This is a genomic window from Mesorhizobium sp. M0491 (assembly GCF_040321265.1).
Lineage (GTDB): Bacteria > Pseudomonadota > Alphaproteobacteria > Rhizobiales > Rhizobiaceae > Mesorhizobium.
In genome coordinates this window covers 1-12,711 of sequence record NZ_JAMYRE010000035.1, presented here as the reverse complement: position 1 = coordinate 12,711, position 12,711 = coordinate 1, and the positions used below count along the sequence as shown (strand labels likewise).

Genomic DNA, 12,711 nt, shown 5'->3' with positions numbered 1-12,711 from the left:
TGGGAAATCGACCCGGGCTAAGCCGGCTGCAACTCCCTGCGCGGCAGTGGCGGGAACGCGATGGCGATGCCGACCGCGCCGAGCCCGATAAGAGCCGAGCCGATGAACAGCCAGGAATAGTTGGCGTAGGCGTCGAACACCATGCCGCCGGCAAGCGGTCCCAGCGCCATGCCGAGGCTGGACAGCATGGTGGCGGCGCCGAACACGGTGCCGAGGATGCGCTGGCCGAAATATTCGCGCGCCAGCACCGCATAGAGCGGCATGACACCGCCATAGGTGGCACCGAAGATAACGGCCAGCATGTAGAACTGCTCAAGCTGGCTGATCGACAGATAGGCGGCAATGACGATCGCCTGGATCGCCAGGCCCGCGATCAGCACCGGCTTGACGCCCAGCCTGTCGGCCAGCACGCCGTAGAAGAGCCGGCCGCCGAGGCCTGCCAGGCCTTCGACACTGTAGATCGAGACCGCTGCCATGGGGGCGACGCCGCACAGCATGGCATAGCTGACCATGTGGAAGATCGGCCCGGAATGCGCCGCGCAGCAGGCAAAGAAGGTCAGCCCCAGCACGATGAATTGCGGCGAGCGCAGCGCCTGGCCGACCGTCAGGCCGGCACCTTCGGCAACCGGCGCGGAGCCGGGGTCGACTAAGACGGGCTTCGGCGGCTGGCGCACCAGCAGCACCGCCGGCAACAGCAGCAGCCAGGCGGTAATGCCGATGTCGAACATGGCGGTGCGCCAATCATAGGCGGAGATCAGCCAGCGGGCGAAGGGCGAGATCGTCATCGGCGCCACGCCCATGCCGGCCGAGACCAGTGAGACGGCAAGGCTGCGGTTGGTGTCGAACCAGCCTGTGGTCAGCGCGATCATCGGCGCGAAAAAGGCGCTTGCCGCGAGACCGACCAGCACGCCATAGGTGACCTGGAAGCTCAGCAGCGAACCGGCGCGGCTGGCCAGCACCAGCGCCAGCCCGAGCAGCACCGCGCCGATCATCACGACGATGCGGGCGCCAAAACGGTCCGATATCGCGCCCCAGGCGAAGCCACCAAGGCCCATCACCAGGAAGTTGAGCGTCATGGCGCTGGAAATGCCGGCGCGCGACCAGTTGGTGTCGATCGCCATCGGCTCGAGGAAGATCGCCAGCGAAAACATCGTCCCGATGGCGACACAGGACATCAGCGCGCCAGCGGCGACGATGACCCAACGATAGGAAAGGCTCATTCTAATCTCCCATGCCTAAGGGCAGCACTGCGCGCTGCTTGCACCCGAAGGACGCCGGCACCGGGTTCGATCCTACAATCCGGTTGCATTTTTTATCCAGTTTGACGTGACGCCGTTTTCAGCAGCTCAGATCGGCAGTTCCGACGTGTATTTGATCGTCTGGCTGGGGACGTCGGTCTTGACGTTCTGCACGCCCTTGATGCGGCTCAGATGCTCCGACTGGAAGCGGCGGTAATCGTCGATGCCGGCCGCCACCACGCGCACCATGGCGTCGCAATCGCCGAGCATCAGGTAGCACTCCATCACCTGCGGCAGCTTGGCGACTTCGGTGGCGAAATGCTCGATCGTGTCCTCATCCTGCGTTTTCAGCCAGATGCGGGTGAAGAAGGTGAGGCCCTTGCCGATGCTGCCGGGGTTCAGCACTGCGACGTAGCGGTCGATGACACCGGCCTCCTCCAGCAGCTTCACGCGCCGCAGGCAAGGCGAGGGCGACAGGCCGACCTCTTTGGCCAGATCGTTGTTGGCCATGCGGCCGTCGCGCTGCAGCGCCCGCAAGATCCGCTTGTCAATCTCATCAAGTTTCATGGCTCTGGATTCCATCTATTTATGGCTTTGTAGCGCCAAATGCCAAATTCTGATGAAACACAACAATCTTCGCAACCAAATTGTGAGCCGGTGCCGCTATGTTTGCGGCCGACATCACAAGAGTCCAGAAGCAACCCGGGAGCGGCGGCCGCGAGGCGCGCCAGGGGAGACGCATGAGCATTTCACAGGCAGTCGAGGCGGCGGGCAATGGTTCGGGATCCGAGTTCCGCCGTGGCGTGGCGTCCTGCGCGCCGGTGCTGTTCGGCACCATCCCCTATGCGCTGGTGCTTGGCGCCCAGGCCACGCAGAAAGGCTTAAGCACGGTCGAACTGTCTGCCATGACAGGGCTGAACTTCGCCGGCGGCTCGGAATTCGCGGCGATCCAGTTGTGGACGTCGCCGCCGCACGTCGTGCTCATCGTCGCCATCACCTTCCTGGTCAACAGCCGTCACCTGCTGATGGGTGCGGCACTGGCGCCGTTCCTGCGCCACCTGCCACGACGCAAGGTGTTTCCGGCGCTTTTCTTTATGTGCGATGAAAGCTGGGCGCTGGGCCTGGCCGATGCCAAACAGCGCGCTGCCGCCGGCATCACGCCGGCCTTCAGCCCGCGCTACTATATGGGCGCGGCGCTGGCGATGTATCTCGCCTGGGTGTCCTTCACCACGCTGGGTGCCTTGCTCAGTCCGATGCTCGGCGACGTCGGGACCTATGGTTTTGACATGGCGTTCCCGGCCGTCTTCCTGGTGCTGATGCGCGGCATGTGGACGGGTATGGCGGCGGCGCGGCCCTGGCTGGTCAGCCTGATCGTGGCAGCACTGGTCTATCTCTTCGTTCCCGGCGCCTGGTATGTCGCCGCCGGCGCGGTATCGGGGCTGGTCGCGGCTTGGCTGATGGCGGGTGATGCATGATCGACGCAATGACCTTTCTCACCATCGTGCTGATGGCCGGCGTCACTTACCTGACGCGCATCGGCGGCTATGTCGTGCTGCGCAACCGCACACTCAGCGCGCGTGCCACGGCGGTCATGGGAGCCGCGCCTGGTTGCGTGCTGATCTCTGTCATCGCACCGGCCTTCGTGTCGAAGTCCCCGGCGGATATTCTGGCGCTGGCTGTTACTCTGGTAGCCGCCACGCGGCTTTCCATGCTGCCGACCGTGCTGATCGGAGTCAGCGCCGCTGGTCTGCTGAGGCACCTCATCGGCTAGAACGAAAAAGGCAGGCGCGCACGCCTGCCTTTCGAAGCGGACAAATTTTGGCTCTTTACGCGGCAGCCGCGACACCCTGGCTGGCGGCCACCACGGCATCGACCTTGGCGGTCGCCTTGGCGAGCGCTGCGGTCACCGCGTCAGGACCCATGCCGACGCCTTCGATGCGGATGACATCGACGTCGGTCATGCCGAGGAAGCCGAGCACGCCGCGCAGGTAGGGAATGGCGTGATCGAACTGCACGGCCGCACCTTCGGAGTAGATGCCGCCCGAAGCCAGCACGATATAGACCTTCTTGCCGGTGACGAGACCCTTGGGGCCGTTCTCGCCATAGGCAAAGCTCTTGCCGGAACGAGAGATGTGATCGACCCAGGACTTCAGTGTCGAGGAGATGTTGAAGTTGATGAAGCCTGTGGCCAGGATCACTGTGTCGGCGGCAAACAGCTCGTCGAGCACCACATCGGAGACGCCGACGACTTCAGCCTGGCGCGCAGTGCGGGCTTCCGCCGGCACGTAGATGCCGCTGGCGTAGTCGGCATCGATATGCGGCAGCGGGTTGGCGACGAGGTCGCGCACGACGAGCGTGTTCGACGGATCGGCGGCGACGAGCTTTTCAGCGAATTCGGTAGCGATGCGGGTCGAATGCGAGGCGGCGCCCCGCGGGCTTGAGGTGACAAGAAGAATGGACATTTTGGGCTCTCCAGCGGTTGGAATGATTTTCCCACCAGATATGGGGCTTTCGATCCATTCAATAAACTGGTATATTTTCTATACGATCCATCTATAAGTTAGATATATCGATGCAGCCCAACCCGACGCTCGATCAACTTCAGATCTTTGTGACAGTCGCCGAAGCCGGCAGCTTCTCGGCCGCCGGCCGCAAGCTCAACCGGGCACAGTCCGTGATCAGCTACGGCATCGCCAATCTCGAGGCGCAGCTGGGGCTGAAACTGTTCGAGCGCGAGGGCACGCGCGAGCCGCAATTGACCGAGATCGGCCGGGCGATGCTGGAGGATGCGCGGCGCATGATCGGCGTGCTGCAGCGCATCCGCTCCCGCGTCGACGGCCACCACCAGGGGCTCGAGGCCGAAGTCGCGCTGTCGGTCGATGCGGCGCTGCCGTCGCCGGTGCTGGTGCGGGTGTTGAAGGCATTCGAGGTGCAGTTTCCGACCGTGATGCTGCGCCTGCATATCGGCACGCTCGGCCTGATCCCCGATCATGTCGTCAGCGGGCAGGCCGACCTTGGCATTGGCGGCCTGCTGGGCGATGTCGATGTGCATCTCGCGCGCATCGGCTTCATGTCGATCGTGCTGGCCGCCGCGCCCAGCCATCCGCTGGCCCTGCTGCCGAAGCCGGTGGCGATCGAGGATGCGCGCGAACACACGCAGCTTGTCGTCACCGACCAGTCGGAGCGTACCAAGGGGCGCGACTTCGGAGTCTTCGCCTACCGTACCTGGCGGCTGACGGATGTGCGCACCAAGCATATGCTGATGCGCGAGGGGCTGGGCTGGGGCGGGCTGCCGCGCTGGCTGATAGCAGACGACCTGGCGAGTGGCCGGCTGGTCGAAATCGACCTCGAATCCTTCAGGGAGGTGAGTTCGCCGCTGTTTGCCATGCACCGCAACGATCGCAGCCCGAAGCCAGCGGCCGCCTGGCTGATCGACCAGTTCAAGCGCCAGCTCGGCTGCTTCAACGAGTTCGAACCGGGCGAGGTGCCTGAGGAAGAGACAGGCCATCGATCAGTGCTATGAGCACCGCGCGGTAGTCCTGAGCTGACGCACCGGCCTCGATGGCCAGGGCGGCACGATCGAAGGCGGAGCCGAGCAGTGCGGTCAGCGCGTCGGCCGGCAATCTCGTCATCGTTTGCGCCCGCATCGCCGCGACCAGCCCTTCGCGCAGCGAGCGGTTGCCATGGCGGTTGTCGATCGCGTCCATGGCGGCGCGGCCAAGCACGGCCGGGCCGTCGAGCAGCAGCAGGCGCGTGCGGCCTGGCGTGCGCATGGCGGTGAGATAGGCGTCGGAACCGGCAATCAGTGCGTCGCGGGCATTGAGTGATGGCGCCGAGGCGCGCTCGATCTCCTCGGCGACCGCTGCCGCCTCCTGGTCGACCACGGCGGCAAACAGCGCCTGCTTGTCGGCGAAGTGATGGTAAAGCGCGCCGCGCGTGACGCCGGCGGCAGCGGCGATCTCCGGCGTGCCGGTCTCGGCATAGGATTTTTCCGTAAACAGCTTTCGCGCCGCGGCAATCAGGTCGGCGCGCGTCGCCTCGGTACGGTCACGGTTGGAACGGCGCGCGGAATCGCGTTGCATACATGCAGCCTGTATGTTAATTCAATTTACATGCAGACTGTATGTTAATTGACGGGAGAAGGAAAGATGAAGACGACGAGCTATTACCCGGTGCTGATGACCGGCGACGTCGCCGGCACGACGGCGTTCTATGTCCAGCATTTCGGCTTCCAGCCGCTGTTTGAAAGCGACTGGTATGTGCATCTGCAATCGGTGGACAACAAACGCGTCAATCTCGGCATCGTCCAGGGCGACCACGAGACCATCCCGAAGGAGGGGCGGGGCCGCACATCGGGCCTGCTGATCAATTTCGAGGTTCGCGACCCGGACGCGGTCTATGAGCGGATCCTTGCCGCCGGCCTGCCGATCCTCCAATCCTTGCGCGACGAGCCCTTCGGCCAGCGCCATTTCATCACCAAAGACCCCAATGGCGTGCTGATCGACGTCATCAAGCCGATTCCGCCGAGCGAGGCGTTTCTGGCGCAGTACGCCGAGGGGGCTGCGGAACGGTGACCGTCCTCAGCCCGCCCTTGCCACCGGCGTCACCGTCACCTGGCTGACGCCGGTGCGGCGCACCACGGTGCATTGTGTCTCGCGGCCGATGCGCTCGGCGTCGAGCACGCGCACCAGGTCGTCGACGCCGGTGACCGGGCGGCCGTCTATTGCGGCGATGATGTCGCCCTCCTTCAAGCCGGCCTTGGCCGCCGGGCCGTCCTTCTCGACGCTGCGCAGGCGAACCGCCGTGCTGGTCGAGACTTGCGACAACAGGGCAGCGCGTCGCGGCAGATTGACGGTGTCGGCCGAGACGCCGATGAAGGCGCGGCGCACGCGGCCGAAGCGGATGATCTCCGAAATGACGAAATTGGCGGTGTTGGAGGCAACCGCGAAGGCGATGCCTTGCGCGCCATGGATCATGGCGGTGTTGACGCCGATGACCTCGCCGGCCGACGACACCAGCGGTCCGCCGGAATTGCCGGGATTGAGCGCTGCGTCGGTCTGGATAACGTCGTCGATCAGCCGGCCGGTGGAGGCGCGCATCGAGCGGCCGAGCGCGGAGACGACGCCGGAGGTGACGGTCCATTCGAAACCGAGCGGGTTGCCGATTGCAATGGCGATCTGGCCGCGCCGCAGCCGCTTGGAATCGCCCAGCGGTGCGATGTCGGCAAAGCTGCCGTCGGCGCGCACCAGCGCGATGTCGGTGTCGGGATCGCGGCCAAGCACGCGGCCTTCGCGGGAGGCACCGTCCGGCATCGACACGCGCACCGTCCTGGCGTCGCCGACGACGTGGAAATTGGTGACGACCAGCCCGTCCGGCGCGATGACGAAGCCGGAGCCATGGCCGCCCTGACCGCCAACGCGCTCGATGCGGCAGACGGCCGGACCGATGCGGTCGACGGCGTCGGCAACCGTCGTCGAATAGGCGTCGAGCAGCGTATCATCGGTTTGGAATTTGGCGACGGCGAGGGCCATGGGAGGGCTCCGTGTGTTCAGGCTTGATCGTGACTATATGTGCGGAGCGGCTGGAACCGCAGCGACCTGACCAGATGGCCAGTCAAACCGGCAACTAGCCGTCAGGCGAGTACCCGCGGACGCGCTGTCGAGCGATATCTGGGGCATGGATGAACCCAGGAGACCATTATGAGCGATTTCAATCTGAGCGCGTTTTCGCAAGCCGTCGCCGATCTCGCCGCCAAGGCCGCGCCGGCAACGGCTGGCTTCGCCACGCATCATCACCGCACGGCAAGCGCCTTCCACTGGCGCGACGGCTATTTCGTCACCGCTGAAGAGGCTGTCGAGGCCGGCGAGGAGATCGAACTGGTGTTGGCTTCGGGGGAAACGGTGAAGGCCGAGCTGGTTGGCCGCGACCCTTCTACCGGTGTTGCCCTGCTGAAGCCGGCGGAGGCCGTCAGCGCCGCGCCGTTGGCCAAGGCCGATGCGGTGCGGCCGGGCAACATCGCCATTGCCATCGGCAGCAGTGACGGTTCCGCTTTGGCTGTTTCAGGCTCGGTGGGCGAAGTCGGCCCGGCCTGGCGCTCGATGCGCGGCGGCACCATCGACCGGCGCATCAATCTTGCCGTCGGCGCGGGCGGCCGTTTCGAGGGCGGCCCGGTTCTCGACGCCAAGGGTGCGCTGATCGGCATGCTGTTGTTCGGACCGCGCCACCGGGCGCTGATCATGCCTTACGAGACGATCGAGCGGGCGGTCGCGACCTTGCGCGAAAAGGGCCATGTCGCGCGCGGCTATCTCGGCGCCGGCCTGCATCCGGTACGCGACCGCGACGCGCACGGCGCGATGGTGATGAGTCTCGATGACGATGGTCCCGCGAAGGCCGCCGGTCTCTCTCTTGGCGATATCATCGTGGCGTGGAACGGCGAGGCGGTGCACGGCCCGCGGGACCTGATCCGCAGGCTCGGACCCGACAGTGCCGGCGCTTCGGTGACGCTCGGTGTCGTGCGCGGCGGCGAACAGCGCGATGTCGCGCTGACAATCGGCGAAAAGCCGCTGAGCTGAGAGGATCCATGGACACGCTCACCAGCGACCGGATCATGCATGACGGTGCCGTCTCGCGGCGGCTGGTGGTGCTGATTGCGCTTGGCGATGCGTCACGCGCCGAGCGCCTGGCGGCCTCGCTGGCCGCGAGCTATGACCTGCTGCCGGTCGTGGCTGGCGGTGGAAGAGCCGACGTCGCCATCGTTGACGACAGCATTGGTGATGGCGTGCCGGCCCTCATTCCACGGGTGCTGCTGACCGGACGCGCTGGCGGCGAGTGGCCCGTCGGTGAGGTGCTGGCCGTGATGTCCGCTGGCGCGGACGATTTGTTGATCGCCGCGGCGGCGCGGCTGGCCGCGGCCGGCTATTGCGTCTCGGGCGAGCGCGGAAGCGGACGCCATGAGGATTTCCGTGCCGGCGATGGCGAGCCGTTCGAGGAGGAAGCCTCCGACGAGCATGCCGCCCGGCCTTCGCTGTCGCCGCGTGAGGCGGAAGTGTTGGCGCTGCTGGCCGAGGGCGCTCCAAACAAGGTGATCGCGCGGCGGCTCAACATTTCGGTGCACACCGCGAAGTTTCATGTCGCCGCAATCCTGATCAAGCTCGGTGCCGCCAACCGCACCGATGCGATTGCCATTGCGATGCGCCAAGGGCTGGTGCTGGTCTGATCCCGATCACACCGCCGCCTCGATATCGGTGAGGTGGAAATCATCACCCTTGAACAGGAGCGGCATGGCCTCGAGCCGCGCCGTGGCGTAGGCGATGCAGTCACCGAAGTTCAGCGCCGCCGGGTGCCGACCCTTGCCGTAGCGCAGGAAGGCTTGGCGGGCGACAGCTGCATGATCGGCGGTGAAGGCGACGGTCTCGATCGAGGCGGTGTGTAGGAAGCTGTCGAGGCGATCCAGGATTTCATCTTGCTTGCCGCCGGCAAGAACCATCGTCGTTTCAAGAAAAGTTGGCGCGGCCAGCAGGCGTCTCTTGGCCTGCGTGATCGCCAGCACGAAACGTTCGTGACCTGGCTCGGCGCGCAGAATGGCGACCAGGGCCGAGGAATCGATGATCATTTCGTCGGGATTCCGAACTCGTCGTATCCAAGGATTTCGTCGTCGGTCATCGCATTTTCGCGTTTGGGGATTTTTCCGGCGCTGTCGGAGATCGCCATCAACCGCTGAAACAGGTCGCTGGCTTCGTCGCGCGGCACCAGCCGCTCGCGTGCAACCTCGCGCTCGAGACTTTGGCGGATGGCCTCCGTCACCGAGACGCGCCGGCGGCGGGCAAGTTCGCGCGCCAGTTGCTCGACTTCCAGATTCTTGATCGATAGCGCCATTCTATATCATACCTATCCATATAGAATATATACCTAGGCGGTCGATAAATCCAGTAGGTTTGTAGTGCTGGCCAACGATAGCCTCCGCAACGTCACCGTGGCCTCCCGCAGCAAGCTCTTGATGTCCGAGGCCGTCACAGGCAAGGATCGCGCAGCGAGACAATGCAGGCGGAGGGAAAATGTCGCTCAAGGGAAAGACGCTGTTCATCTCCGGCGGGTCGCGCGGCATCGGGCTGGCGATCGCGCTGCGCGCCGCGCGTGACGGCGCCAATGTGACGATCGCGGCCAAGACCGCCGAACCGCATCCGAAGCTGCCGGGCACGATCTATACGGCGGCTGAAGAGATCGAACAGGCCGGCGGCAATGCGCTGCCTGTGCTGTGCGACATCCGTGAGGAGGCACAAGTGGCCGAGGCGGTCGCCAGGACCGTGGAGAAATTCGGCGGTATCGACATCTGCGTCAACAATGCCAGCGCCATCCAACTCACCGGCACGCTCGAGACCGACATGAAGCGCTATGATCTGATGCATCAGATCAACACGCGCGGTACCTTCCTGGTCTCGAAAATGTGCATTCCTCACCTGAAGTTGGCGCAAAATGCTCACATCCTGAATCTGGCGCCGCCGCTCGACATGAAGGCCAAGTGGTTCAGGAACCACGTCGCCTACACGATGGCCAAGTTCGGCATGTCGATGTGCACGCTGGGCATGAGCGCCGAGTTCGCCAAGGACGGTATCTCGGTCAATTCGCTGTGGCCGATCTCGACCATAGACACGGCGGCGGTGCGCAATCTGCTGGGCGGCGCGACGGTTGCGGCGATGAGCCGTTTGCCCGACATCATGGCCGACGCCGCGCATGCCATCTTCATGCGCCCCGCGCGCGAGACAACAGGTAATTTCTACATCGACGAGGAGGTGCTGCGCGCCGAGGGCGTCAGCGATTTTTCAGCCTATGCGCCAGGTGCGACCGGGCCTCTGGCCGGCGATTTCTTTGTCCCTGATGAGGTGTTTGCCCGCACGGACAGCAAGATCAAGAGCATCTACTAGATCCGCGTTATTGTGAGCGTCGAGCTAAGCCATCCGCCGTGGCTGAGCCACGGCAAAGCCTCGCGCAAACAAAGCATAGGGCGCCAACCCTGCCGGGATGATTCAAGGTCCGGCAGGCGCTTGCTTACGCCTCATCCTTCTTGCCTTTGCTGAGGCCCATCAGCCGGTCGATATAGGCGAGCATGAGGGCCGAGACGACGAAGGCGAGGTGGATGATGGTCAGCCACATCAACTGGTCGGTCGTGTAGGTCGACGAGTTCAAAAACACCTGCAAAAGGTGGATGGACGAGATGGCGACGATGGTCGAGGCAACCTTGACCTTCAGCGAACCGACATCGATGGTGCCCAGCCAGTGCACGCCACCCTCCTGGTCGTCGAAGCGGCTGACGAAGTTCTCGTAGCCCGAGATGATGACCATCACCACCAGCGAGGCAACCAGCGCGGCATCGATCAGGCCGAGCATCTTGAGGATAGTGTCGGTGTCACCGAGCGTGAACGCCAGGGTAATGAACTCATAAAGCTTCTTGCCGAAGGACAGCGCATAGACGGCCAATGCAAGGGCCAGGCCTATATAGAAAACGACGAGCAGCCAGCGCGACGCGAGGATGATCGATTCGATGGCGAGTTCGAGACGCTTCATAGAATGATTCCGGCTGGTTATCTCTCGGACAATGGCCGTATTCGGCCAGGTCGCCACCGTTTGCAACACAAAAAACCCCGCCAAACAACGTCCGGCGGGGCTTAATGCGTCCCGCTGGAGTCGGGACGGGGCAGGGAACGCCCAGCGCCGAATCTGGGGTGGCTGCGCCCGCGATTCAATGAGCCGTGTCTAATCCCAGAACAATTCTTGTTGAACCCGGCGCGTTGATCCACCCCCGGCAGTGCCGGGGATGGATGCTTCTCGTGCCGATTCCGCAAACCAGGTCATGGTTTTGAAATCATGACCTAATTGTTGCTGGCGACCGGTGCCACCAGCGACGTGATGCGGCGAATGCCAACGCGCCGGTTCTCGCGGTTCGGCGCCGACGTATTGACCTTCAGATACTCCTCGCCATAGCCCTGTGTCGTCAGGTTCTCCGGCGGGATGCCGAAGGCGTTGGTCAGCGCCTCCGCCACCGATTCCGCGCGGCGATCTGACAGGGCGAGGTTGGCTTCAGGCGAGCCGACGGCGTCGGTGTGACCTTCGATCAGGAAGGTCTCGGCCGGGTTCTTCTTCAACAACTTCTCCATTGCGGTGGCGACGCCCTCGAGCTTCTGCACCTCGGTGTCGGAGATCGAGGCCGAGCCGAATTCGAAGTTGAGCGTGTCGAGATCGACGCGCCGTGCGATGTCGCGCACGCGGGCCGAACGTTTGACCTCGTCGATCGAGTAGAGGCGCTGGACCTTCTCCACCGGTGGCTGTTCGAGGAAGGTGTAGTAGTCGTCCGGATCTTCGACATCCTCGGAGTCCAGAATGTATTCCTCGCGCGGGATTGTCAGCCGCATCGGCGGCAGATCATCGCCGGGATCGCGCCAGTCGCTGTCGTCCTCATAGTGCCGCTCATCGACATAGCTCAGCACATATTCGCGTCCATCCGGCGCAATGCGCGAACGCTGGATGACGTCGCCATAGCGGTTGCGGATGGTGACGATCTGGACACCGTTGTCACGCTCGACGATTTCCCGGGTGCGATTGCCCGAGAGATCCTCATAATAGACGTTCCTGGCGCCGCGGGTCATGCGCGGGGCGTCATTGCTCTCGACGAACGTCTGGTTGTTGAACTGCAGGATGACGCGGTCGCCGAGTTCCCTGACGACGTCGACGCCTTTCGGACGCCGGCGGTCGCGGGCGTTCTCATCGGGTGCACGCTCTACGCGTGTGCCCTTTTCCTCGGTCACCGGCGCGATCTTCTCGGGCTTGATCTCCTGCTGTGCGGCCCTGTCGTCGGTGGGGGGCGGGCCTTGGTCGATGGGAGCAGCCACCGGCTTGCGGCCCTGATCGCCACCTTGCTGGGCATTTTGCCCGCCATTCTGCTGCTCGCCATCCTGGGGGACGATCTTGTCGCCCTGCTTGCGGCCGCCTCTGCGCTCGGCGTCCTTCTGGCTGTCCAGGATGGGAGCGGCGTTTGGATCGGCCGGTGCTTCGCCTTGCACCGGGTTTTCGCCCTGTACCGGTGCTGCCGTCTGACCATTGGCCGGTTGTTCGCCGGTGGCTGGCTGCTCGGCTGTGGCCGGCTGCTCGCCAACAGGTTTCCTGACACGCTTCTTCGTCGTGTCCTGGGGCTGCTCGCCCTGGGCCGCGGGCTGTTCGCCGGCAGGGGCCGTCGCCTCTCCAGCGGGAGCCTCCTTCGGTGCCGGGGCGACTTCAGGTTGGGCCTGCTGGTCCTGCCTGTTCTTCTTGCGCGGCTTGGCCTGCTCGCCGGGCTGATTGTCGTTGGCCGGTTCCGCCTGGCCGGCCGGCGCCTGCTCGGTTTGCTGCTGGTCGCGTTTCTTCCTGCGCGGCTGCTGTTCCTCGGCTGGAGCGGCCTGTTCGGCCGGCGCCTGCTCGGTCTGCTGCTGCTGGTCGCGCTTCT

Annotated in this window: 16 protein-coding genes; 7 read left to right on the top strand and 9 right to left on the bottom strand. The window is 64.4% G+C overall.

Translation table 11 applies throughout. The features are described from left to right. Positions 1-17: 17 nt before the first annotated feature. Positions 18-1,220 (bottom strand): MFS transporter, encoded by a 1,203-nt coding sequence (locus NKI69_RS31045; protein WP_352723225.1) that lies wholly within the window; start codon positions 1,218-1,220, stop codon positions 18-20. A gap of 126 nt (positions 1,221-1,346) precedes the next feature. Then, positions 1,347-1,805 (bottom strand): Lrp/AsnC family transcriptional regulator, encoded by a 459-nt coding sequence (locus NKI69_RS31040; protein ID WP_352677273.1) that lies wholly within the window; start codon positions 1,803-1,805, stop codon positions 1,347-1,349. Between the two features lie 173 nt (positions 1,806-1,978). Here NKI69_RS31040 and NKI69_RS31035 point away from each other — a divergent pair, with 173 nt between their 5' ends. Together NKI69_RS31035 and NKI69_RS31030 are read left to right on the top strand one after the other, a co-directional pair. Further along, positions 1,979-2,713: an AzlC family ABC transporter permease gene (locus tag NKI69_RS31035; protein ID WP_023809656.1), complete on the top strand. Its 735-nt coding sequence runs from the start codon at positions 1,979-1,981 to the stop codon at positions 2,711-2,713. Then, positions 2,710-3,009 carry an AzlD family protein gene (locus NKI69_RS31030; protein WP_023809655.1) on the top strand — a complete coding sequence of 100 codons (300 nt, stop codon included), beginning with the start codon at positions 2,710-2,712 and terminating at the stop codon, positions 3,007-3,009. Before NKI69_RS31035 ends, NKI69_RS31030 begins: the two co-directional genes overlap by 4 nt. Positions 3,010-3,064: 55 nt before the next feature. On the opposite strand, the gene NKI69_RS31025 is transcribed toward NKI69_RS31030, so the two are convergent. Then, positions 3,065-3,700, bottom strand: a complete 636-nt coding sequence (locus tag NKI69_RS31025) for an FMN-dependent NADH-azoreductase (RefSeq protein ID WP_023809654.1) — start codon at positions 3,698-3,700, stop codon at positions 3,065-3,067. 110 nt (positions 3,701-3,810) lie between these two features. Between NKI69_RS31025 and NKI69_RS31020 the strand changes: the two genes are divergently transcribed. After that, positions 3,811-4,761 (top strand): LysR family transcriptional regulator, encoded by a 951-nt coding sequence (locus NKI69_RS31020; protein WP_023809653.1) that lies wholly within the window; start codon positions 3,811-3,813, stop codon positions 4,759-4,761. On the opposite strand, the gene NKI69_RS31015 is transcribed toward NKI69_RS31020, so the two are convergent. After that, positions 4,700-5,320 carry a TetR/AcrR family transcriptional regulator gene (locus tag NKI69_RS31015; RefSeq protein WP_023809652.1) on the bottom strand — a complete coding sequence of 207 codons (621 nt, stop codon included), beginning with the start codon at positions 5,318-5,320 and terminating at the stop codon, positions 4,700-4,702. The genes NKI69_RS31020 and NKI69_RS31015 overlap by 62 nt on opposite strands. 66 nt (positions 5,321-5,386) lie before the next feature. On the opposite strand from NKI69_RS31015, the gene NKI69_RS31010 reads away from it, so the two are divergent. Then, on the top strand, positions 5,387-5,812 hold the full coding sequence (locus NKI69_RS31010; RefSeq protein ID WP_352723223.1) for a VOC family protein: 426 nt from the start codon (positions 5,387-5,389) through the stop codon (positions 5,810-5,812). Between the two features lie 6 nt (positions 5,813-5,818). Here NKI69_RS31010 and NKI69_RS31005 read toward each other — a convergent pair whose 3' ends face one another. Then, entirely contained in the window at positions 5,819-6,769 is a 951-nt protein-coding gene (locus tag NKI69_RS31005) for a S1C family serine protease (protein WP_023809650.1), read from the bottom strand. 168 nt (positions 6,770-6,937) lie between these two features. Here NKI69_RS31005 and NKI69_RS31000 point away from each other — a divergent pair, with 168 nt between their 5' ends. Further along, complete coding sequence (locus tag NKI69_RS31000; RefSeq protein ID WP_023809649.1) at positions 6,938-7,810, top strand: S1C family serine protease; 873 nt, start codon at positions 6,938-6,940, stop codon at positions 7,808-7,810. Positions 7,811-7,818: 8 nt separating this feature from the next. Then, entirely contained in the window at positions 7,819-8,454 is a 636-nt protein-coding gene (locus NKI69_RS30995) for a helix-turn-helix transcriptional regulator (RefSeq protein WP_023809648.1), read from the top strand. 6 nt (positions 8,455-8,460) lie between these two features. Here NKI69_RS30995 and NKI69_RS30990 read toward each other — a convergent pair whose 3' ends face one another. Both NKI69_RS30990 and NKI69_RS30985 read right to left on the bottom strand, forming a co-directional pair. Further along, positions 8,461-8,850: a type II toxin-antitoxin system VapC family toxin gene (locus NKI69_RS30990; protein WP_352555774.1), complete on the bottom strand. Its 390-nt coding sequence runs from the start codon at positions 8,848-8,850 to the stop codon at positions 8,461-8,463. After that, complete coding sequence (locus NKI69_RS30985; RefSeq protein WP_023809646.1) at positions 8,847-9,113, bottom strand: type II toxin-antitoxin system VapB family antitoxin; 267 nt, start codon at positions 9,111-9,113, stop codon at positions 8,847-8,849. Before NKI69_RS30985 ends, NKI69_RS30990 begins: the two co-directional genes overlap by 4 nt. Before the next feature lie 179 nt (positions 9,114-9,292). Between NKI69_RS30985 and NKI69_RS30980 the strand changes: the two genes are divergently transcribed. Then, a complete protein-coding gene (locus NKI69_RS30980) occupies positions 9,293-10,159 on the top strand; it encodes an SDR family oxidoreductase (RefSeq protein ID WP_352723221.1) in 867 nt (288 codons plus the stop codon). A gap of 124 nt (positions 10,160-10,283) precedes the next feature. Here the strand turns inward: NKI69_RS30980 and NKI69_RS30975 are convergent, their stop codons facing one another. Together NKI69_RS30975 and NKI69_RS30970 are read right to left on the bottom strand one after the other, a co-directional pair. Continuing rightward, positions 10,284-10,799, bottom strand: coding sequence for a TIGR00645 family protein (locus NKI69_RS30975; RefSeq protein WP_023809644.1), 516 nt, complete (start codon positions 10,797-10,799; stop codon positions 10,284-10,286). A gap of 305 nt (positions 10,800-11,104) precedes the next feature. After that, on the bottom strand, positions 11,105-12,711 hold a 1,607-nt coding region (locus NKI69_RS30970), incomplete at its 5' end, for an OmpA family protein (protein WP_352723218.1).

Bases quoted from the DNA above. Each gene is read 5' to 3' on its own strand.
- NKI69_RS30985 (WP_023809646.1), bottom strand. From the start codon at position 9,113: ATGGCGCTATCGATCAAGAATCTGGAAGTCGAGCAACTGGCGCGCGAA.
- NKI69_RS30995 (WP_023809648.1), top strand. From the start codon at position 7,819: ATGGACACGCTCACCAGCGACCGGATCATGCATGACGGTGCCGTCTCG.
- NKI69_RS31030 (WP_023809655.1), top strand. From the start codon at position 2,710: ATGATCGACGCAATGACCTTTCTCACCATCGTGCTGATGGCCGGCGTC.
- NKI69_RS31035 (WP_023809656.1), top strand. From the start codon at position 1,979: ATGAGCATTTCACAGGCAGTCGAGGCGGCGGGCAATGGTTCGGGATCC.
- NKI69_RS30975 (WP_023809644.1), bottom strand. From the start codon at position 10,799: ATGAAGCGTCTCGAACTCGCCATCGAATCGATCATCCTCGCGTCGCGC.
- NKI69_RS31025 (WP_023809654.1), bottom strand. From the start codon at position 3,700: ATGTCCATTCTTCTTGTCACCTCAAGCCCGCGGGGCGCCGCCTCGCAT.
- NKI69_RS30990 (WP_352555774.1), bottom strand. From the start codon at position 8,850: ATGATCATCGATTCCTCGGCCCTGGTCGCCATTCTGCGCGCCGAGCCA.
- NKI69_RS31015 (WP_023809652.1), bottom strand. From the start codon at position 5,320: ATGCAACGCGATTCCGCGCGCCGTTCCAACCGTGACCGTACCGAGGCG.
- NKI69_RS31020 (WP_023809653.1), top strand. From the start codon at position 3,811: ATGCAGCCCAACCCGACGCTCGATCAACTTCAGATCTTTGTGACAGTC.
- NKI69_RS30980 (WP_352723221.1), top strand. From the start codon at position 9,293: ATGTCGCTCAAGGGAAAGACGCTGTTCATCTCCGGCGGGTCGCGCGGC.
- NKI69_RS31000 (WP_023809649.1), top strand. From the start codon at position 6,938: ATGAGCGATTTCAATCTGAGCGCGTTTTCGCAAGCCGTCGCCGATCTC.
- NKI69_RS31010 (WP_352723223.1), top strand. From the start codon at position 5,387: ATGAAGACGACGAGCTATTACCCGGTGCTGATGACCGGCGACGTCGCC.
- NKI69_RS31045 (WP_352723225.1), bottom strand. From the start codon at position 1,220: ATGAGCCTTTCCTATCGTTGGGTCATCGTCGCCGCTGGCGCGCTGATG.
- NKI69_RS31040 (WP_352677273.1), bottom strand. From the start codon at position 1,805: ATGAAACTTGATGAGATTGACAAGCGGATCTTGCGGGCGCTGCAGCGC.
- NKI69_RS31005 (WP_023809650.1), bottom strand. From the start codon at position 6,769: ATGGCCCTCGCCGTCGCCAAATTCCAAACCGATGATACGCTGCTCGAC.